Source organism: Micromonospora sp. WMMD1076, assembly GCF_029581475.1.
Taxonomy (GTDB): Bacteria; Actinomycetota; Actinomycetes; order Mycobacteriales; family Micromonosporaceae; genus Micromonospora; species Micromonospora aurantiaca.
This window is the reverse complement of sequence record NZ_CP120862.1, coordinates 2,934,352-2,954,091: the sequence shown is the minus strand read 5'-3', so window position 1 is coordinate 2,954,091 and position 19,740 is coordinate 2,934,352. Positions and strand designations below refer to the sequence as shown.

At 74.3% G+C, this 19,740-nt stretch carries 19 protein-coding genes; 11 read left to right on the top strand and 8 right to left on the bottom strand.

The annotated features are described in order from the left end of the window. Positions 1-5 precede the first annotated feature (5 nt). Both O7622_RS14245 and O7622_RS14240 read left to right on the top strand, forming a co-directional pair. Positions 6-683, top strand: coding sequence for an HAD family hydrolase (locus O7622_RS14245; protein ID WP_282313795.1), 678 nt, complete (start codon positions 6-8; stop codon positions 681-683). Positions 684-784: 101 nt separating this feature from the next. Continuing rightward, entirely contained in the window at positions 785-2,074 is a 1,290-nt protein-coding gene (locus O7622_RS14240; protein WP_282313794.1) for a cation:proton antiporter, read from the top strand. A 14-nt stretch (positions 2,075-2,088) separates the two neighbouring features. Here the strand turns inward: O7622_RS14240 and O7622_RS14235 are convergent, their stop codons facing one another. Continuing rightward, the gene (locus O7622_RS14235; RefSeq protein ID WP_282314139.1) at positions 2,089-3,027 is read right to left on the bottom strand and encodes an FAD-dependent oxidoreductase; all 939 of its coding nucleotides are present in this window, start codon (positions 3,025-3,027) and stop codon (positions 2,089-2,091) included. Between the two features lie 101 nt (positions 3,028-3,128). On the opposite strand from O7622_RS14235, the gene O7622_RS14230 reads away from it, so the two are divergent. Further along, positions 3,129-3,353 carry a DUF3072 domain-containing protein gene (locus O7622_RS14230; protein WP_043330357.1) on the top strand — a complete coding sequence of 75 codons (225 nt, stop codon included), beginning with the start codon at positions 3,129-3,131 and terminating at the stop codon, positions 3,351-3,353. Positions 3,354-3,355: 2 nt separating this feature from the next. On the opposite strand, the gene O7622_RS14225 is transcribed toward O7622_RS14230, so the two are convergent. Next, entirely contained in the window at positions 3,356-3,856 is a 501-nt protein-coding gene (locus tag O7622_RS14225; RefSeq protein WP_282313793.1) for a YfcE family phosphodiesterase, read from the bottom strand. 100 nt (positions 3,857-3,956) lie between these two features. Then, entirely contained in the window at positions 3,957-5,798 is a 1,842-nt protein-coding gene (locus O7622_RS14220) for a glycoside hydrolase family 15 protein (RefSeq protein ID WP_282313792.1), read from the bottom strand. A 111-nt stretch (positions 5,799-5,909) separates the two neighbouring features. Here O7622_RS14220 and O7622_RS14215 point away from each other — a divergent pair, with 111 nt between their 5' ends. Beyond that, positions 5,910-6,497: a general stress protein gene (locus tag O7622_RS14215; RefSeq protein WP_282313791.1), complete on the top strand. Its 588-nt coding sequence runs from the start codon at positions 5,910-5,912 to the stop codon at positions 6,495-6,497. 53 nt (positions 6,498-6,550) lie between these two features. On the opposite strand, the gene O7622_RS14210 is transcribed toward O7622_RS14215, so the two are convergent. Beyond that, complete coding sequence (locus tag O7622_RS14210; RefSeq protein ID WP_282313790.1) at positions 6,551-7,135, bottom strand: DUF1684 domain-containing protein; 585 nt, start codon at positions 7,133-7,135, stop codon at positions 6,551-6,553. A gap of 114 nt (positions 7,136-7,249) precedes the next feature. Between O7622_RS14210 and O7622_RS14205 the strand changes: the two genes are divergently transcribed. Then, positions 7,250-7,732: a MarR family transcriptional regulator gene (locus tag O7622_RS14205; protein WP_282313789.1), complete on the top strand. Its 483-nt coding sequence runs from the start codon at positions 7,250-7,252 to the stop codon at positions 7,730-7,732. A gap of 11 nt (positions 7,733-7,743) precedes the next feature. Next, on the top strand, positions 7,744-8,730 hold the full coding sequence (locus O7622_RS14200) for a pirin family protein (protein WP_282313788.1): 987 nt from the start codon (positions 7,744-7,746) through the stop codon (positions 8,728-8,730). 44 nt (positions 8,731-8,774) lie between these two features. Here the strand turns inward: O7622_RS14200 and O7622_RS14195 are convergent, their stop codons facing one another. Next, positions 8,775-8,900 (bottom strand): hypothetical protein, encoded by a 126-nt coding sequence (locus O7622_RS14195; RefSeq protein ID WP_282313787.1) that lies wholly within the window; start codon positions 8,898-8,900, stop codon positions 8,775-8,777. A 141-nt stretch (positions 8,901-9,041) separates the two neighbouring features. On the opposite strand from O7622_RS14195, the gene O7622_RS14190 reads away from it, so the two are divergent. After that, positions 9,042-10,631: a phospholipase D-like domain-containing protein gene (locus tag O7622_RS14190; RefSeq protein ID WP_282313786.1), complete on the top strand. Its 1,590-nt coding sequence runs from the start codon at positions 9,042-9,044 to the stop codon at positions 10,629-10,631. On the opposite strand, the gene O7622_RS14185 is transcribed toward O7622_RS14190, so the two are convergent. After that, complete coding sequence (locus O7622_RS14185; protein WP_282313785.1) at positions 10,580-11,317, bottom strand: hypothetical protein; 738 nt, start codon at positions 11,315-11,317, stop codon at positions 10,580-10,582. The two genes, O7622_RS14190 and O7622_RS14185, sit on opposite strands and share 52 nt — an antisense overlap. Positions 11,318-11,651: 334 nt before the next feature. On the opposite strand from O7622_RS14185, the gene O7622_RS14180 reads away from it, so the two are divergent. Beyond that, positions 11,652-12,473: a SigB/SigF/SigG family RNA polymerase sigma factor gene (locus tag O7622_RS14180; RefSeq protein WP_282313784.1), complete on the top strand. Its 822-nt coding sequence runs from the start codon at positions 11,652-11,654 to the stop codon at positions 12,471-12,473. 133 nt (positions 12,474-12,606) lie between these two features. Beyond that, positions 12,607-15,165, top strand: a complete 2,559-nt coding sequence (gene hrpB, locus O7622_RS14175) for an ATP-dependent helicase HrpB (protein ID WP_282313783.1) — start codon at positions 12,607-12,609, stop codon at positions 15,163-15,165. Positions 15,166-15,168: 3 nt separating this feature from the next. Here the strand turns inward: hrpB and O7622_RS14170 are convergent, their stop codons facing one another. Beyond that, complete coding sequence (locus O7622_RS14170; protein WP_282313782.1) at positions 15,169-15,894, bottom strand: protein phosphatase 2C domain-containing protein; 726 nt, start codon at positions 15,892-15,894, stop codon at positions 15,169-15,171. A gap of 213 nt (positions 15,895-16,107) precedes the next feature. Between O7622_RS14170 and O7622_RS14165 the strand changes: the two genes are divergently transcribed. Both O7622_RS14165 and O7622_RS14160 read left to right on the top strand, forming a co-directional pair. After that, on the top strand, positions 16,108-18,714 hold the full coding sequence (locus O7622_RS14165; protein WP_282313781.1) for a glycoside hydrolase family 9 protein: 2,607 nt from the start codon (positions 16,108-16,110) through the stop codon (positions 18,712-18,714). A gap of 44 nt (positions 18,715-18,758) precedes the next feature. Then, positions 18,759-19,079 carry a multidrug efflux SMR transporter gene (locus tag O7622_RS14160; RefSeq protein ID WP_282313780.1) on the top strand — a complete coding sequence of 107 codons (321 nt, stop codon included), beginning with the start codon at positions 18,759-18,761 and terminating at the stop codon, positions 19,077-19,079. A 12-nt stretch (positions 19,080-19,091) separates the two neighbouring features. Here the strand turns inward: O7622_RS14160 and O7622_RS14155 are convergent, their stop codons facing one another. Then, a complete protein-coding gene (locus O7622_RS14155) occupies positions 19,092-19,622 on the bottom strand; it encodes a DinB family protein (protein WP_282313779.1) in 531 nt (176 codons plus the stop codon). Positions 19,623-19,740: the final 118 nt, after the last annotated feature.

The following is a 19,740-nucleotide window of genomic DNA, read 5'->3' as shown; positions in this document are numbered from 1 at the left end:
CGGACATGGCCGACGACAAGCGACGCGGTGTCCTCTTCGACGTGGACGGCACCCTGGTCGACACGACGTACCTGCACACGGTGAGCTGGTGGGAGGCACTGCGCCAGGCCGACCACCGGGTGCCGATGACGCGGATCCACAGGTCCATCGGCATGGGCTCGGACAAGCTGCTCGATCACCTGCTCGGCGCCGAGCGGGACCGGGACGCCGACGGCCGGCTGCGCGACGCGCACGACGCGCTCTACGCGGAATATTGGGAGCGGCTGGCGCCGCTGCCCGGGGCCCGGGAACTGCTGCGCGCCTGCGCGGAACGCGGGCTGCGGGTGGTGCTGGCGACCTCGGCCGCCGAGCACGAGGTGACAGCGCTGCGGGCCGCGCTGGACGCCGACGACGTGATCGACTCGGTCACCTCGTCGGCCGACGCGCAGGAGAGCAAGCCGGCGCCGGACATCCTGGTCGCCGCGCTGGGCCAGTCGGGGCTGGCCGCCGAGCGGGTGGTGTTCGTCGGCGACTCGGTGTGGGACGTGGCCGCCGCCGGCAAGCTGGACATCCCCTGCATCGGCCTGACCTGCGGCGGCACCGGCCGGGCAGAGCTGGCCGGCGCGGGCGCGGTGGCGGTCTACGACGACCCGGCGGCGCTGCTGCACGCCCTGCCGGACAGCGCCATCGGCACGCTCGGCTGACCGGCGGTCAACCGGCGGGCACGCGTCAGGCTTAGCCGGACCTGCTTCGGGGCACTGCTGGACTCCACCGCCCGGCCACCGGGCGCCGGAAGGGTGGTGTCGTGGAACCGGTCGATGTCGCGTTCGCTCTGCTGGGCGTCGGTGCGCTGCTGGCCGGGGTGCTGCCCCGGCTCCTGGAGCGGCGGCCGCTGTCGATGCCGATCGCGTTCCTCGGGCTCGGCATGCTCGTGTTCGTGCTGCCCACCGGTCTGCCCACACCGGACCCGCTGCGCTGGCCGGAACTGACCACCCACCTCACCGAGGTCGGGGTGATCGTCGCGTTGATGGGCGCCGGCCTGAAGATCGACCGTCCGTTGAGCTGGGCCCGCTGGTCGTCGACCTGGCGGCTGCTGGCGATCGCCATGCCGCTGTCCATCGCCGCGGTGGCGTTGCTCGGCTGGTGGTGGGCCGGTCTGGTGCCCGCCGCGGCGCTGCTGCTCGGCGCGGCGCTCGCGCCCACCGACCCGGTGCTCGCCTCCGACGTGCAGGTGGGCGAACCGACCGATGTGGAGGACTCGGAGGACGAGGTGCGCTTCGCGCTCACCTCGGAGGCGGGCCTGAACGACGGGCTCGCCTTTCCGTTCGTGTACGCGGCCATCGCGATCGCCACCCCCGGGTTCGCGCCGTCCGACTGGCTCGCCGAGTGGTTCGCCGTGGACGTGTTCTACAAGCTCGCCGCGGGGGTGGGCGGCGGGCTGCTCGTCGGCTGGCTGCTCGGCAAGCTGTTCTTCCGTGCCCCGAGCAAGCTGCGGCTGGCCCGGCACTCCGAGGGCTTCCTCGCGCTGGCCGCGACGTTCCTCGCGTACGGGCTGGTCGAGGTGGTCGGCGGGTACGGCTTCCTGGCCGTGTTCGTGGCCGCCCGCGCGATCCGGGCCGCCGAGCGTACGCACGAGTTCCATTCCGTGCTGCACGACTTCGCCGAGCAGGTGGAGCGGCTGCTCACGGTGCTGTTGCTGCTGCTGTTCGGCGGGGCGGTGATCGGCGGGCTGCTCGCGCCGCTGACCTGGCCGGCGGCGCTGGCCGGGCTGGCGCTGGTGCTGGTGATCCGGCCGCTGGCCGGGTGGCTGTCGCTGCGCGGGGCGCCGGGCAAGCCGGCCGAGCACTGGGTGATCTCGCTGTTCGGCATCCGCGGCGTCGGCTCGTTCTACTACCTGGCGTACGCCACCAGCAAGACCGACTTCCCGCAGGCGGGTCTGGTCTGGGCCACTGTCGGTCTCGTGGTGGTGGTGTCGGTGGTGGCGCACGGCATCGCCGCGACACCGGTCATGCAGTTGCTGGACCGGGAGGGTGAACGCACCGGCGAGGACACGCGGGCCGGGTCGGCGGCGCAACCGGTGGGCGCAACCGGCTGACCAGGCCGGGGCTCTCAGCCCAGCCGGGCGGCGAGCGCGCGGCCGAGGTCCCGGCCGGAGCGCCAGGCGGTCTGCACGCGCGGGCGGCCGAACGCGTCACCGGCCAGGCCGATGCCGTCGTCGTCCAGGTGGAACGTGGCGTTCCCGGCGTGCGCGGCCGGCGTCGCGTACGTCCAGCGGTGCACGTGGGCCGACACCACCGGCTCGGGCAGTCCGAGCAGGTCGCGGACCGCCTGCTCGATGGCCGGGCGGGCGGCGGTGGGCTGGAGCAGGTGCCCGGCGGCGAACCCGGCTGTGGTGTGCGCGACGAGCACCGGCGCGCCGTCGCCGCGGCGGTCGCCGTCGTCGCAGACCAGGCTGAGCACGGGGTGGTCGTTGACGAACGCGCCACGGAGGTCCGTCCAGCGGCGGGCCGGGAAGTGCAGCACCCCGGTCAACGCCGGCGACCAGCGCTGCGCGGCCACCGCCCGGGTCGCCCCGGCCAGCGCCGGGTCCAGCAGCAGCGCCGCCTGCGGGCCGGGCATGGCGAGCACGACCGCCTCGGCCTCGGTGCCGTCCACGCGGGGGCCGGGCTCGACGCTCATCACCAGCCGGTCGTGCGTCACCGGCAACTCGGCGGCGAGGTGTTCGACGAGCGACCGCAGCCCGCGCGGGGCGGCCCAGCGCATCGGGCCGGTGACCTGCTCGCGCCCGCCCGGCCCGTACGCGACGAGCGTGTCGGTCCACTCCCGCGCCAGGCCGGCGGCCCGCCACCGGTCCACCACGGCGGCGAAGTCCGGGTCGTCCACCGTGAAGTACGCGGCGCCCAGGTCGGCCGGGCGGCCGTCGAACCGCTTGCTGGCCATCCGCCCGCCGGTGACCCGGCCCCGTTCGCGCACCCGCACCGGGACACCGGCCCGCGCCAGCTCGGCCGCGCACGCCACCCCGGCGATGCCCGCACCGACCACCACCACGCCCGCCCGGTGCGCCGTCACCAGCTGATCGTAGGCGGCTGGCGGCATGAACCCGCCGGGCCGGGGGTAGTGGTACACCTGTTCGAGGAGAGGTGATCAGCATGGCCGACCGCGCCAGCACCAACGGCAGGAACGTGAACCCGGACGCCGCCGTCAAGGATCCGGACGACTGGGTCACCGGCGACGAGCCGCCCACCGCCGCCCAGGAGTCGTACCTGCACACCCTGGCCCAGGAGGCGGGCGAGCCGGTGCCGGAGGGCCTGACCAAGGCCGAGGCGTCCCGGCGGATCGACGAGCTCCAGGCGGAGACCGGCCGGGGCCGCTGAGGTCAACGCGGGGGCAGGCGGTGCAGTTCGACCCGGTCGAGCCGCCCCGCCGCCACCCGGGCGGTCAGGTAGGTGGCGTACGGCTGCGCCCGCCGGTCGGTCGGTGAGCCGGGGTTGAGCAGGCGCAGGCCACCAGGGGCGACGGTGTCCCAGGGGATGTGCGAGTGCCCGAAGACGAGCAGGTCGCAGTCGCCGTACGCGGCGGCGCAGCGCTCCTCGCGGCGGGTCTTCGGCCCGGTCTCGTGCACGACGGCGACGCGCAGGCCGTCCAGCTCGGCCCGGGCCACCTCGGGCAGCCGGGCGCGCAGCTCCGGGCCGTCGTTGTTGCCGTACACCCCGATCAGCCGGCGCGACCGTGTCTCCAGCGCGTCCAGCAGCGCCACGTCCACCCAGTCCCCGGCGTGCACGACGACATCCGCGGCCGCCACGGCCCCCCAGAGCGGCCCCGGAAGATCCCGCGCCCGTCGAGGCACATGCGTATCCGCCATGATCACAACGTCCACCCCCGCATCCTCCCCCCTCTCCCCTCCCCCTCCCACCCCCAGTGTCCCGGGTCGATCATGAAGTTGGCGGCACTCAGGGAGATCGACTTTGCCGTCAACCTCATGATCGACGCGAAGCCGAAGCGGAAGCCGAAGCCGAAGCGGTGGCGGGGTGGCGGGAGGAGGGGGCGCGGGCGGCGGCGTCGGTGATGCGGCCGGCGGCGATGATCAGGCCGATGTGTGAGTACGCCTGCGGGAAGTTGCCGACCTGCTCGCCGGTGTCCTGATCGATCTGCTCGGCGTACAGGCCGAGGTCGTTCGTGCGGGCGGCGAGCCGTTCGAACAGCCGCCGGGCCCGGTCCAGCTCCCCCGCCTCGGCCAGGCAGGCGGCCAGCCAGAACGAGCAGATCACGAACCCGGCCGGGTCGCCGTCCCAGCGGCGCAGCAGCCCGTCGCGGGACAGCCGCCGCTCCAGCACGTCCATCGTGGCGCGCATCCGCGGATCGTTCGCCGGCAGGAAACCGACGAGCGGCATGACCAGCACCGAGGCGTCCAGGTCGTCGGACCCGAACGCCCCGGTGTACGCGCCGGCCCGCTCGTTCCAGCCGTGGGTGAGCACTGCCGACCGTATCTCGTCACGTGCGGCGGCCCAGCGCGCCACGTCGGCGGGCTCGCCGATGCGGGAGCCGAACCGGACCGCCCGGTCCAGCGCGGTCCAGCACTCCACCTTCGACGACACGTAGTGCCGCTCCGGGCCGCGCCCCTCCCACATCCCCGCGTCGGGCCGGTGCCAGCCGCGCTCGGCCTGGTCGGCGAGCGTACGCAGCAGGTCGCGGACCTCGGGTGACATCGGGTCGAGGTAGTACCGCATCAGCCAGGCGGCGTCGAGCACCTCGCCCAGCACGTCGTTCTGCCGCTGCCGCCAGGCGTCGTTGCCGACCAGCACCGGCCGGCTGTGCTCGTACCCGGTTAGGTGGTCGAGGTCGTGCTCGGTCAGGTCCCGCTCCCCCTCCACGCCGTACATGATCGGCACCGGCTCGTCACCGATCCGGCCCATCGCCCGCGCCACCCAGGTGAACTGCCGGTCCGCCTCGTCCGGGCAGGCCGCCCGCCACAGTGCCTGGAGCGTGAGGCTGAAGTCGCGCAGCCAGACGTAGCGGTAGTCGTAGTTGCGATCGCTGCCGACCTTCTCCGGCACCGAGGTGGTGGCCGCCGCGACGACCGCGCCGCTGGGCGCGTACGTCATGCCCTGCACCGCGAGCGCGCTGCGCCGCACCTCGTCGCGGTACTCGCCCTGGTAGTCGTGCAGCGCCGACCAGGACCGCCAGCCCGCGACCGTCCCGGCCACCACCTCGGCGGCGTCGGGCAGCGCGGGTGCGTCCCCGGCGTACGCCGGGGCGTACCCGAGGGTGAAGCGGTGGGTGCTGCCGGCGCGGACGGTGAGCCGTCCGGCGGCGGTCCCCTCGGTGACTGTCAGCGGAACGTCGGCGCGCAGCTCCAGGCGGCAGGCGCCGGCGGTGGTGGCCACCACCCCGTCGCGCTCGGTCAGGTAGGCGCCGACCCGGCCGTACTCGAACCGCGGCGCGTACTCCACACGCATCGGCACCTCGCCGCTCAGCCCCTCGACCAGCCGGGCGAGCACCCGCGGCGAGCGCATCCCGATCTCGTGACCACGCGCGCCGGGCTCCAGCGCCAGCGCGTCGGTGACGGCGACCGTGCCGGTCGCCGTGGTGAAGACGGTACGCAGCACCAGCGTGTCGTCCAGGTAGGACCGGCTGCTGGTGGACGCGCCCTCGGGGCGGATGCTCCAGTGCCCGGCGTCCTCGTCGAGCAGCCGCCCGAACACCGACGGCGCGTCGAACCGGGGCGGGCACCACCAGTTGACCGAGCCGTCGCTGTCGACCAGCGCCGCGCTGCGCCTGTCGGCGATGAACCCGTGCTCGCTGATCCGTCGGGTCGGCACGACTGTGGCTACCCGGCCCGGGTGCCGCCATGCCTGGCCACATCGGTCCCGGTCGGCGCGTTACCGCCGCCCGGCGGCGGGAACGCGGCGGGTTGACGAAGGAGGATGCTCATGACCAGACCCTCGACTCCGACCGCGGCCTGGCAACCCGGAATGCCGGGCAGCGACAACCTCCCGTCCGGCCCGGGCGGTCGCCCGACGCCGCCGAGCGGGGACGGGCACGGCCCGCAGGCCGGGGCGGCGACCGTCACGATCGGCTCGTACCCGGACTATCCGTCCGCCCAGCGCGTGGTGGACTATCTGGCCGACAACCGGTTCCCGGTGGAACGTACCTCGATCGTCGGTACGGACCTCACGCTCGTGGAGACCGTGATGGGACGGCTCACCACGGGCCGCGCGGCCCTGCTCGGGGCCGGTACCGGCGCCTGGTTCGGCTTGTTCATCGGGTTGCTGTTCGGCATCTTCACCGCCGGGAACTGGCTGGCGGTGATCCTGGTCGGGCTGGTGATCGGCGCGATCTGGGGTGCCGTGTTCGGCGCGGTCGCGCACGCCATGAGCGGTGGGCAGCGTGACTTCACGTCGGCCAGTTCGCTGCGGGCCGCCCAGTACGCGGTGACAGTGGACGCGGAGCTGGCCGGTCAGGCCCAGCAACTGCTCGGCCGGATGCACCTGACACCGACCGGCGCCACCGCCCGCTGACCGGCGGTACGCGACAACGAGGGAGGGCCCCGCCGGGGTCCTCCCTCGCCGCGTCAGTGGTACGCCCGCTCACCGGCCCGCAGCGGCACGTCCACCCGGTTCTCCGGCGGCGCCAGCGGACAGGCCCACCTGTCGTCGTAGGCACAACTGGGGTTGTAGAGGTAGTTGGCGTCCAGCCGGACCCGGCCACCGGGCAGCACCGTCAGGCCACGGCCGAACGTGCCCTTGACCGTGTCGGTGAGATACCGGCCCCCGCCGTACGAGCCGTCGCCGCAGGTGCCGTCGCGCAGCGGCAGGAACAGCCCGCCCCCGTACGCCTCGATCCACCAGAGCGTCAGCGGCCCCCACGACGTCCCGGCGACCGCGACCCGGCGGTACGCGACCACCCCGTCCGGGCCGCCGGTGTCGATGCGCAGCTCCCCGGAGGCGGGGCGCAGCGGCGCCTCCACCACTGCCGACGGGTCGGGCGGGTACCAGCGCAGCCCGGTGAGGCCGGGCCGGTCGGCGGGTGGCACCGGGCTGCTCGGATGGGTGCGGAACAGCTCGTCGCGTGCGGCCCGGAACCCGGTCAGGTCGAGGTCGGACAGGTAGAGCCGGGCCACCCGCTCCCGCCAGTCGAGCAGGTCGAGATCGTCCATCCCCCGACCCTAGCCGGGTCACCCGTTCAGGTTTCAAAGAATCAACCAAGCCGGGGCCACCCGAGCACGGCAAACATGCTTGTTTAAATTTTAAGTAGTGCTACTCTCGGAGCCATGACGGAGAGCCTGGACGCGGAGCGGATGGCCTGCTGGCGCGCGTACATCGAGTCGAGCCAGCGGCTGTTCACCCGCCTGGAGGACGACCTGCGCGCCGACAGCGACCTGAGCTTCGCCGACTACCACGTGCTGGTGCTGCTCTCCGAGGCGCCCGGCCAGCGGAGACGCATGGGTGAGCTGGCCGACCGGCTGGTGTTCTCACCGAGCCGGCTGACCTACCAGATCACCACGATGCAGAAGCGCGGCCTGGTGGCGAAGGAGGCGTGTCCGGCGGACCGGCGCGGCAGCGAGGCAGTGCTCACCGCGGCCGGCCTGCTCGCCCTGCGCGAGGCCGCGCCGCACCACCTGCGCTCCGTACGCGCCCACCTGATCGACGACCTCGACGACGCCGAGGTCGCCTGCCTCACCCGGGTCTTCGAGCGACTGGGCCGGCGCCTGCAGGCTGGCCGCACCGCGTCGTCCACCCCGGCCGACAAGTAAGGAGTCCCGCGATGCCCGCGATCACCGTCGACGACGTCCTCGTCCTGCCCCGCCTGCCCGAACTCGGCGAGGCCACCGAATACCGCCAGGTCCGCCGGGTCACCACCGCCCCCAGCGGGTACGAGGGCGAGGGCTTCCCGGTCCGCCGGGCCTTCGCCGGCGTGCCGATGACCGAGCTGGACCCGTTCATCCACCTCGACCAGATGGGCGAGGTCGACTACGCGCCGGGCGAGCCGAAGGGCACCTCCTGGCACCCGCACCGCGGCTTCGAGACGGTGACCTACATGATCGACGGGATCATGGACCACCAGGACTCGACGGGTGGCGGCGGCACCATCACCGACGGTGACACCCAGTGGATGACGGCGGGCAGTGGCCTGCTCCACATCGAGGCGCCGCCGGAGCACCTGGTGATGAGCGGCGGGCTGTTCCACGGCCTGCAGCTCTGGGTCAACCTGCCCCGGGTCGCCAAGATGAACGCGCCGCGCTACCAGGACATCCGCGGCCGGGAGTCGGCACTGCTGAGCACGCCCGACGGCGGCGGCCTGATCCGGGTCATCGCCGGCGAGGTCGCCGGGCACCGGGGTCCGGGCTCGACGCACACGCCGATCACCATCGCGCACGTCACGTTGCAGCCCGGCGCCGAGCTGAGCCTGCCGTGGCGGTCGGACTTCAACGCGCTGGTGTACGTGCTGGCCGGCCGTGGCACGGTCGGCACCGACCGGCGGCCGATCCACCTCGGCCAGCTCGCCGTGCACGGTCCCGGTGAGGCGTTGCGGATCACCGCCGACCGGACGCAGCACTCCAACGCCCCGGCGCTGGAGCTCTACCTGATGGGCGGTCAGCCGATCCGCGAGCCGGTGGCGCACTACGGCCCGTTCGTGATGAACACCCGCGCCGAGCTGATCCAGGCGGTCGAGGACTTCCAGGCCGGCCGGCTCGGAGTGATCCCGACCGGGCGGGTGCCGCACAGCGACGGCCAGGGCGACCAGCCCTGACCTCCTACGGGCGCCCCGGTCCGCCGGGGCGCCCGGCCACGGCCTCAGGAGACGGCGAAGATCCCGGCCACCCCCAGGATCACCATCAACAGGACCGCCACCAGCGCACCCCGCTCCCCCTCCACCGCCTGGTCGCGGTCGGCCACGGTGTTCGTCGTCTCGGCGGGCATGTCGGTGCCTCCTCGGTTTCGCGATCCAGGGGTCCGGCGCACCCCTGACACGCGGCACCGACGCCGACCTGCTGCTCGACGTGCGGGGCCCTGCCGGGGGTCCTACCGTGTGAGGACGTCGTCGACCTCGGGGGGTGGAACGTGGCTCTGCGGGACTGGTTCCTCACCGCACAGGAACGCGCCAACCCGGGGTCTGAGTTACCCGTCTGGGCCGATGGAAACCTCGCCGAGCCGTTGATTCACGGTGCCGCGTACTTCGACCGCCTGGTCAGCGAGGTGGAGGCGTTGTCCGCGGGCGACCACCTGTTCTTCACCGACTGGCGTGGTGACCCGGACGAGCGGATGCGCCCGGACGGCCCGACGGTGGCGCAGTTGTTCGCGCAGGCATCCCAGCGCGGGGTGATCGTCAAGGGCCTGATCTGGCGCTCCCACCTCGACTCGCTCTCCTACAGCGAGGAGGAGAACCGCGATCTCAGCGAGGCGGTCCGCGCGGCGGGCGGCGAGGTACTGCTCGACCAGCGGGTCCGGCGCGGCGGCTCGCACCACCAGAAGCTGGTGGTGCTGCGCCGGCCCGGCGACCCGAGCCGCGACATCGCGTTCGCCGGGGGCATCGACCTGTGCCACAGCCGCCGCGACGACGCCGGTCACGCCGGCGACCCGCAGCCGGTCGGCATGTCCCCCAGGTACGGCCCCACGCCGCCCTGGCACGACGTGCAGCTGGCGGTGCGCGGGCCGGTGGTCGGCGCACTCGACACCACGTTCCGGGAGCGGTGGACCGACCCGATGCCGCTGGACTCGGAGAACCCGATGGCGTACCTGCGGGACCGGCTGCGCGGCTCCGACCTGCGCCCGGACCCGCTGCCCGCGCAGCCCGCCGACCCGCCACCCTGCGGGCCGCACCACGTGCAGGTGCTGCGCACCTACCCGGCGGTGCGGCCCCGCTACTCCTTCGCCCCGGACGGCGAGCGCACGGTGGCCCGCGGCTACACCAAGGCGGTACGCCGGGCCCGGCGGCTGATCTACCTGGAGGACCAGTACCTCTGGTCGACCGAGGTGGCCGAGCTGTTCGCGCAGGCGCTGCACGAGCACCCGGACCTGCACCTGGTGGCGGTCGTGCCCCGGCACCCGGACGTGGACGGCCGGCTCGCGCTGCCGCCGAACATGGTCGGCCGGGAGCAGGCGCTGTCGCTGTGCCACCGGGCCGCGCCGGAGCGGGTGCACGTGTTCGACGTGGAGAACCACGACGGCACGCCGGTGTACGTGCACGCCAAGGTCTGCGTGGTGGACGACGTGTGGGCCAGCGTGGGCAGCGACAACTTCAACCGCCGGTCCTGGACGCACGACAGCGAGCTGTCCTGCGCGGTGCTCGACGACACCCGCGACGAGCGGACGCCGGCCGACCCGGCCGGACTGGGCGACGGCGCCCGCGTGTTCGCCCGCGACCTGCGGCTGCGGCTGTGGCGCGAGCACCTGGACCGCGACCCCGGCGGCGCGCAGGACGACGACCTGCTGGACCCGGCGGACGCGGTCGCGGCGATCACCGCGGCGGCGGAGGAACTGGATCGCTGGCACGCCGGGGGCCGGGCCGGTCCCCGGCCGCCGGGCCGGTTGCGGCCCCACCGTCCGGAGCGGTTGCCCTGGCGTACGCGGCTCTGGGCGCTGCCCGCGTACCGGCTGGTCTACGACCCGGACGGCAGGCCGCTGCGAGCGCGCCGGGCCGGCACCTGGTGAAGGTCCGCCATCTCGTCCGGCACGTTCGGGCGGGCCGGGTACGCGAACGACACGCGCGGCGAGTAGAAGCCCCAGCAGACGTGCAGCGGGTTGGCCGGACGCAGCGCGTGGACCGGGTGCTCCGGCGCCGGGAACTCCACCGACTCGACCTCGAACGGTGACACCGGTTCGGCCACGTACGGGTAGTCGGTGACGGTCAGCTCGCCGTCGCGGCGGGTGAGGTAGCGGTGGTGGCCGTTGTGCGCCTCGGTGCCGGTGTGCCCGACCCGGGCGGTGACCCGGATCAGCAGCGTGCCGTCGGCGGCCCGGGTCTCGGCGGTGAGCCGCTCACCCCGCACGTCCACGCGGGTCTGTCCTCCGGCTGACGGCGCGCCACGAGCGGCGGCGTACTGCCGGACCCGTTCGCTGGAGGAGAAGTAGTGCGTCCACCAGCCGCCCGGTGTCCCGCCGTCGGGCGGGTCCATGTCCGACAGCGAGACACCCAGGTAGGTGAGCGAGTACGCCCCGAAGCCGGAGGTCTGCGTCTCGTCGTCGACCACGTACTGGTTGACGAACACCTGCCGCTGCGGGTGCGGGCGCAGGCCGGCCGGGACCAGCGTCTCGATCGCGCCCGGATCCGCCGGGAGCCAGCTGAACAGCAGCGTCCGGGCGTTGATGACGAGTTGCGGCGCGGCGGGATCCAGCACGGTGCCTCCGTTGACGTGTCGCTACGGACGCTACGGGCGGTCCCACCGGCGGGACAACGACAGAAAGGCGACACTTCGCCCACCTGTCGGATTTCACGTTGACCGGTCGGGGTACGACCGGGGCCGACCGGTCAGCGCCACCCCACCACCCTGCCGAGCGCGATATCGACCGACTCACGTCTTTCGTGGCTGCTTACACCTTAAGTACATCGTACTTTCGGCTAGATTTCCGCAGCACGATCGGGCTATGGTGACTTCCGAACGTACGACCGAAACCTAAACCTGAGCGTCACGTCTTTTTTCTTCCGTGGACGAGGTGCAGGGAGGACAACCCATGACCGCTCCCACGATCAGCGCCCGGGCGACCACGCCGGCCGCCTCCGCGAAGCTCGACCCCCGCTCGCTCACCGACAGCGCCGCCGACCTGCTCGCCGCGATGGCCGCGCTGCCCGCCGACCACCCGTCGCGGCCGGCTCTGCGCGACCGCGCCATCGAGGCGTGGCTGCCGCTGGCCAACCACCTGGCCCACCGCTACAGCGGCCGGGGCGAGCCCAGCGACGACCTGGCGCAGACCGCCGCGATCGGCCTGATCAAGGCGATCGACAAGTTCGACCCGTCGCGCGGCGTCGACTTCGCCGGCTACGCCATCCCCACCATCATCGGCGAGCTGAAGCGCCACTTCCGCGACCGCACCTGGGACATCCGGGTGCCCCGCCGGCTCCAGGAGCTGCGCCTGGCGATCTCCGACGCCAACAGCACGCTGCTGCAGACGCTCGGCCGCTCGCCGACGGTCGCCGACATCGCCGCCCACCTCAAGCTCACCGAGGAAGAGGTGCTTGAGGGCCTGGAGGGCGCCCGCGCGTACAACGCGGTGTCGCTGTCCACCCCGACCGGCGACGGTGAGCGCGCCACCGAGCTGGGCGACCTGCTCGGCGGCGAGGACGGCGAGTTCGAGCTGGCCGAGATGCGTGTCGCCCTCGGCCCGGCACTCGCCACGCTCGACCAGCGTGAGCAGAAGATCCTCACGCTGCGCTTCTACGGCAACCTGACCCAGTCGCAGATCGCCGAGCAGATCGGCGTCTCGCAGATGCACGTGTCCCGGCTGCTGGCCCGGGCCCTCACCAAGCTGCGCGGCCAGCTCGACGGAACGTACTAGCGAGGGGGCGGCGGCCGGGTCGGCGGACCCGGCGCGGCGGCCCACCCGGCCCGGCCGGCGGTGCGCCGGCCGGGCCGTTCCGCGTCCCGGGGGCAACGCGGACCGTCCGGCGGCGCGGTGCGAGAGTGGGTCGGTGCTCGCCGACATCCCGCTCGACCTGCCGGTCCGCCCGGTCCTGCCGGCGCTCGTCGGCGCGCTGCGCGAGCGCGGCGCCGCCGTCCTGGTGGCCCCGCCCGGCACCGGCAAGACCACCACCGCGCCGCTCGCGATCGCCGACGCGGTCACCGGCCGGGTGGTGATCGCCCAGCCCCGGCGGGTGGCCGCCCGCGCCGCCGCGCACCGGATGGCCGCCCTGCTCGGCGAGCGGGTCGGCGACCGGATCGGGTACGCGGTGCGCGGCGAGCGCCGGGCCGGGCCGCGTACCCGGGTCGAGGTGGTGACCACCGGTCTGCTCGTCCGCCGCCTGCACCACGACCCGGAGCTGCCGGGCGTGGACGCGGTAGTGCTCGACGAGTGCCACGAACGGCACCTCGACGCCGACCTGGCACTGGCGTTCAGCGTCGAGGCCCGCGCGACACTGCGCCCGGGCCTCTGGCTGCTGGCGATGTCGGCCACCCCGCAGACGGACCGGTTCGCCGCGCTGCTCGGCGCCGGCGACCCCGCCCCCGTGGTACGCGCCGAGGCCGCGCTGCACCCGGTCGAGCGGGTGTGGGCGCCACCGTCGCGCCCGGTGACGCCGCCCGGCGCCGGGCGGGTCGATCCGGCGCTGCTCGACCACGTGGCCGCCACCGTCCGCCGGGCGCTGCGCGAACGCGACGGTGACGTGCTCGTCTTCCTGCCCGGCGCGGGTGAGATCGCCGCCGTCGCGCGCCGCCTGGCCGACCTCCGCGACACCGCCGTGCTGCCGTTGCACGGACGGCTGCCGGGGCCCGCCCAGGACGCGGCGCTCACCCCTGCCGCCGGGCGGCGCGTCGTGCTGGCGACGGCGGTGGCCGAGAGCAGCCTGACCGTCCCCGGCGTACGGGTGGTGGTGGACGCCGGACTGAGCCGGGTTCCCCGCACCGACCTGGCCCGAGGGCTGGGCGCGCTGGTGACAGTGCCGGTGTCGCGGGCGGGGGCCACACAGCGCGCCGGCCGCGCCGGACGGGAGGCACCCGGGACGGTCTACCGCTGCTGGTCGGAGGCGGCACACGAGCGGCTCGCCCCGCAGCCCGAACCGGAGATCGCCACCGCCGACCTGACCGGGTTCGCGCTGGAGCTGGCGGCCTGGGGCACGCCGGACGGCGCCGGGCTGGCGCTGCCCGACCCACCGCCACCGGCCGCGCTGACAGTGGCGCGGGAGACGCTGACCACGCTCGGCGCGGTGGACCACGACGGCCGGATCACCGTGCGGGGGCGGGCGGTCGCGGCGGCGGGCACGCATCCCCGGCTGGCGCGGGCGCTGCTGGACGGCGCGCCCCGGGTGGGCGCCGAACGGGCCGCCCAGGTGGTGGCGATCCTCGGCGAGGACACGCTGGGCGGGACGGGGGACGATCTGCCCGCCCGCTGGCGGCGGCTGCGCGACGGCGCCGACCCGGCCGCCACCGCGCGCTGGCGCACCGAGGTACGCCGCCTGCGCGCCGCCCTGCCCGCCGACCGGCACCCCGCCGAGTCGACGGTGCACCGCAGCGGAGACGGTGGACGGCCGGCGGGAGACGACCGGGAGCGCCTGCCGGACGATCTGGCCGCGGGGCTGCTCGCCGGACTGGCGTACCCGGAACGGCTGGCCCGGGCGCGGCGGCCGGGCGGGTCCGCGTACCTGATGGCCGGCGGCACCGCGGCGGAGCTGGCGCCCGGGTCGGGGCTGGCCGGTGCGGCGTGGCTGGCCGTAGCGGTGGCCGACCGCTCCCCCGGCGCGCCTGCCGCCCGGGTGCGGCTGGCCGCGCCGATCGACGAGGCGACCGCCCGGGAGGCCGGGGCGGCGCTGCTGGACACCGGACGGGAGGTGGCCTGGTCCGGCGGGGACGTGGTGGCCCGCGAGGTGGTCCGGCTCGGCGCCGTCGAGCTGGTCGACCGGCCGCTCGCCGCGCCGGACCCGGAGCTGGTCGCGGCGGCGCTGCTGGACGGGCTGCGGCAGGAGGGGCCGGGGCTGCTGCGCTGGACGCCGGAGGCGACCGGGCTGCGCCTCCGGCTGGCGTTCTGCCGCCAGGCGCTCGGCGACGGCTGGCCGGACGTCTCCGACGCGGCGTTGATCGCCGGCGCGCCCGTCTGGCTGGGCCCGGAGCTGGCCCGCGCCCGGCGCCGGGCCGACCTCGGCCGGGTGGACGTGACGGCGGCGCTGCGGCGGCTGCTGGACTGGCGGCAGGCGGCGCGGCTGGACGAGCTGGCCCCGGAGCGGATCGAGGTGCCCAGCGGGTCGCGGATCCGGGTCGACTACGCCGACCCGGCCGCACCGGTGCTGGCGGTCAAGCTCCAGGAGACGTTCGGCTGGCGGGACGTGCCGCGCATCGCCGACGGTCGGGTGCCGGTGCTGCTGCACCTGCTCTCCCCCGCCGGGCGGCCGGTGGCGGTCACCGCGGACCTGGCCTCGTTCTGGCGCACCGGCTATCAGCAGGTGCGGGCGGAGCTGCGCGGACGCTACCCGCGCCATCCCTGGCCGGAGGACCCGACCACAGCCGAGCCGACCCGCCGGGCCGCCCCGCGGCGGCGGTGAGGGCTACTCCTCGACGACGTCGGCGATCACGACGGTGATGTTGTCCGGCCCGCCGGCCCGCAGCGCCAGGTCGATCAGCCGGGCCGCGCAGGCGTCGCGTTCCGGCTGCTCGCTGAGCACCTCGGTGAGCGTGTCCGCGCGGACCACGTTGGAGAGGCCGTCGCTGCACAGCAGCCAGCGGTCACCGGGCCGGGGCACCATCGTGGCGTACGACGGCGAGACCTCGTCGCCCTGCAACGCCTGGGTCACCACCGCACGGCGGGGGTGGCTGCTGGCCTGCTCGGCGGTGATGACGCCCTGGTCGACGAGCATCTGCACGAACGTGTCGTCGCGGGTGACCTGCTTGAGCACGCCCTCGCGGTACAGGTAGGCCCGGGAGTCGCCGACGTGCGCCAGCGCGAGGCAGCTGCCGGTGCGGGCGAACAGCAGCGCGGTGAGCGTGGTGCCCATGCCCTGACGCTCCGGGTCCTCCTCGACGGCCTGGCGGATCCGCGCCGTGGCCACCTCGATCCCGCCCTGGAGCGCGGCGACGAGTGCGTCCTCCGGCGTCTCCACGTCCAGCGGGGCGATCGCGTCGATGGCGATGCGGCTGGCCAGGTCGCCGGCCGCCATGCCGCCCATGCCGTCGGCGACCGCGACCAGCCAGGCGCCCGCGTGCTGCGCGTCCTGGTTACCGCTGCGGATCAGCCCACGGTCGCTCGCTCCGACGGAACGAAGCTTCAGGGTCATGGGTCGCAGCCTGCCAGGTCGAGGGCTCGGATGTCTCTAGGAGATCACTGACATCGTACGTGGCGCGCCGGATCCCGCCGCGCGTGGGCGCGCGGTGCTCATCGGGCCGGATCGATTGACAGCGGTGGAACGCGATGGAAACATCGGGCTGATATTGGGAGCGCTCCCAGCTCCCGGTCTCCCCCACCGTCTCCGAGCACGGAAGGAACCTCCGTGACCCGATCCCGTCGTCGGCTCGCCGCACTCGCGGCCACCACGCTGGCGCTCACCGGCCTCACCGCCGGCCCGGCGAGCGCCGAGGTGCCGCCGGACGCCCCCGAACAACTCCGCAACGGCGACTTCAGCGCCGGTGTCTCACCCTGGTTCTCGTACGGCACCGGCGACCTCGCGGTCGTCGACGGCCGTCTCTGCACCACGGTGGCGGCGGGCACCGCCAACCCGTGGGACGCCGGCATCGGCCAGGACGCGGTGCCGCTGACCCAGGGCGCCGAGTACGAGCTGTCCTTCGACGTCTCCGCGACCCCCGGCGCGGCCGTCAAGGCGGTGCTCCAGCTCGGCAGCGCCCCGTACACCACGTACGCCAGCGTCGACGCGACAGCCACCGGCACCGCGAAACGCGTCACCACCACGTTCATCTCGCCGGCCGACAACCCCACCGCCCAGCTGATCTTCCAGGTCGGCGGCAGCGCCCAGGCGCAGACGTTCTGCCTGGACAACGTGTCGCTGCGCGGCGGGGAGCCGGCGCCGCCGTACGAGCCCGACACCGGGCCCCGGGTCCGGGTCAACCAGGTCGGCTACCTGCCCGGCGGGCCGAAGCACGCGACTGTGGTCACCGAGGCCACCGAGGCGCTGCCCTGGCAGCTCAAGTCCGCCGGCGGCGCTGTGGTCGCCAGCGGGCGGACCACACCGCGCGGCACCGACGCGGCCTCCGCGCAGAACGTGCAGACGGCCGACTTCTCCGCGTACCGCACGCCGGGCACCGGCTACACGCTGACCGTCGACGGCGAGACCAGTCACCCGTTCGACATCTCCGGCGCGCTCTACGACCGGCTGCGCGCCGACTCGCTCCAGTTCTTCTACGCCCAGCGCAGCGGCATCGCCGTCAACGGCGACCTGATCGGCGAGGAGTACGCCCGCCCGGCCGGCCACCTCGGCGTCGCGCCCAACCAGGGCGACACCGACGTGCCGTGCCAGGCCGGCGTCTGCGACTACTCGCTGGACGTGCGCGACGGCTGGTACGACGCCGGTGACCACGGCAAGTACGTCGTCAACGGCGGCATCGCCACCTACCAGCTCCTGAGCACCTTCGAGCGGACCAAGGCGGCCGAGACCGCCGGCGGCGGCGCCGCCCTGGGCGACTCCACGCTGCGGCTGCCCGAGCGCGGCAACGACGTGCCGGACGTGCTCGACGAGGCCCGCTGGGAGCTGGAGTTCCTGCTGCGCATGCAGGTGCCGGCGGGCAAGCCGCTGGCCGGGATGGTCCACCACAAGATCCACGACCGGAACTGGACCGGCCTGCCGCTGCAGCCCCAGGACGACCCGCAGCCGCGCGAGTTGCACGCGCCGTCCACCGCCGCAACGCTGAACCTGGCCGCCGTCGCGGCGCAGTGCCAGCGGCTGTACGCCCCGTACGACGCCGCGTTCGCCGCGCGCTGCGGCACCGCCGCGAAGACCGCGTACGCGGCGGCCAAGGCGAACCCGGCGGTCTACGCCCCGGCCAGCGACAGCACCGGCGGCGGCGCGTACGACGACACCGACGTCAGCGACGAGTTCTACTGGGCCGGGGCCGAGCTGTGGCTGTCCACAGGCGACAAGGCGTACCTGGCCGACGTCACCGGCTCGCCGCTGCACACCGCCGACGTGTTCGCCGCCGGTGGCGCGTTCGGGTGGCAGAGCGTCGCCGCGCTGGGCCGCCTCGACCTGGCGACAGTGCCGAACACGCTGCCCGCCGCGGAGAAGACCCGCATCCGCGAGTCCATCACCGCCGCCGCCGACAGCTACCTGACCACGATCGCCGGCCAGGCGTACGGGCTGCCGTTCCCGGGCAGCGCCGACGCGTACGTCTGGGGCAGCAACAGCAACCTGGTGAACAACGCGATCGTGCTCGCCACCGCGTTCGACCTGAGCCGGGACGCGAAGTACCGGGACGGCGCGGTGCAGGCCGCCGACTACCTGTTCGGCCGCAACGCGCTGAACATGTCCTACGTGACCGGCTGGGGCGAGCAGCACGCCCGCAACCAGCACAGCCGGATCTTCGGCCACCAGCTCAACCCGGACCTGCCGCGCCCGCCGGCCGGCTCGCTCGCCGGTGGTCCGAACGCCGCGCTCCAGGACCCGTTCGCGGCGAACCTGCTCGCCGGGTGCGCGCCGATGTTCTGCTACGTCGACGACATCAACTCGTACGCGACGAACGAGGTGGCGATCAACTGGAACTCGGCGCTGGCGTGGCTCGCGTCGTTCCTGGCCGACCAGGGTGACGCGGGCGCGGTGCCGGCGCCGTCCTGCGCGGTCACGTACACCACGCACGGGAGCTGGCCGTCCGGCTTCACCACCCAGGTGACGGTGCGCAACACCGGCACGACTGCGGTGAACGGGTGGAGCCTGCGCTGGGCCTTCCTCGGTGACCAGAAGGTGGGCCACGCGTGGTCGGCGCAACTCGGCCAGAGCGGCGCCACAGTCACCGCGAAGAACCTGTCCTGGAACGCGAAGCTGGCGCCGGGCGCGTCCACCACGTTCGGCTTCAACGGGACCGCCACCCGGTTCCCCAACCCGGATCCGGGGCTCGTCACGCTGAACGGAAAGGCCTGCACGGTCTCCTGACCGAGCTGACCGGGCGCCATCGCAGGACCGGGTACGGTCCTGCGATGGCGTACCTGTTCCTGCTCGGCGCGATCACCGCCGAGGTGATCGGCACCAGCCTCCTCAAGGCCACCGACGGCTTCACCCGGCTCTGGCCCACGGCCGGCCTCGCCGTGGCGTACCTGTCCGCGTTCGGGCTGCTCTCGCTGGCCGTGAAGGACATCCCGGTCGGCGTCGCGTACGCGGTCTGGTCCGGCCTCGGCACCGCCGCCATCATGGCGATCGGCGCGGCGTTCCTGGGTGAGCCGCTGAGCGTGACGAAGGTGGTCGGGGCGGGACTGGTCATCGCCGGAGTGGTCGTGCTCAACCTCGGCGGTGCCCACTGAGCGCGGCCCGGCTCAGGCCGCCCGCCCGGCCGCCCGCAGCAGCCGCAGCTGCCCGATCTCGGCCACGTTCTTCATCAGTTCGGCGTTCACCCACGCGGCGAGGTCCGCGACGGTGAGCCCGGCGTCGGCCGGCCAGGGGTACGCGGACGACCGGTCCAGGTCGCCCTCGGTCAGCCCGTCCAGCGCGTCCGTCCACTCCGTCCGCAACTCCCGCAGCCACGCGACAGTCTCCGCGTCCGGCCCGGGCCAGCGGATGTCGTCGCGTTCCCGAGCCGTCCGCTGCCGCACGTGGTCGGCCGCGACCGACCACCACCAGCCGATGTGCCAGGTCAGCCAGGCGATCGTAGGTGCCGGCACCGGGTCCGGCTCGGTCTCGGCCCAGTCGGGACGCCACCCGCCGGCCGGGCCGGGACGCATGGTCCAGCAGAGTGCGCCCGGCTCCCAGAGGAAGTCCGCCGGCTCCAGCCGGTCGAGGTGGTACTCGGCGAGCGCCCAGGTCAGGTCGAACTGCCGGCGCAGCAGGCCGGTCACGGAGGCGGGCATCGCGCGATCGTGGCACGGCCCGCGCCCCGGGGCGACCGGTTAACGCACCCGCTCGGAAGCGGCGTGTCACCCCGGAACTGAAGGGTTGCCCCTCCGGGCGACATGCCTCCCGGCCGAG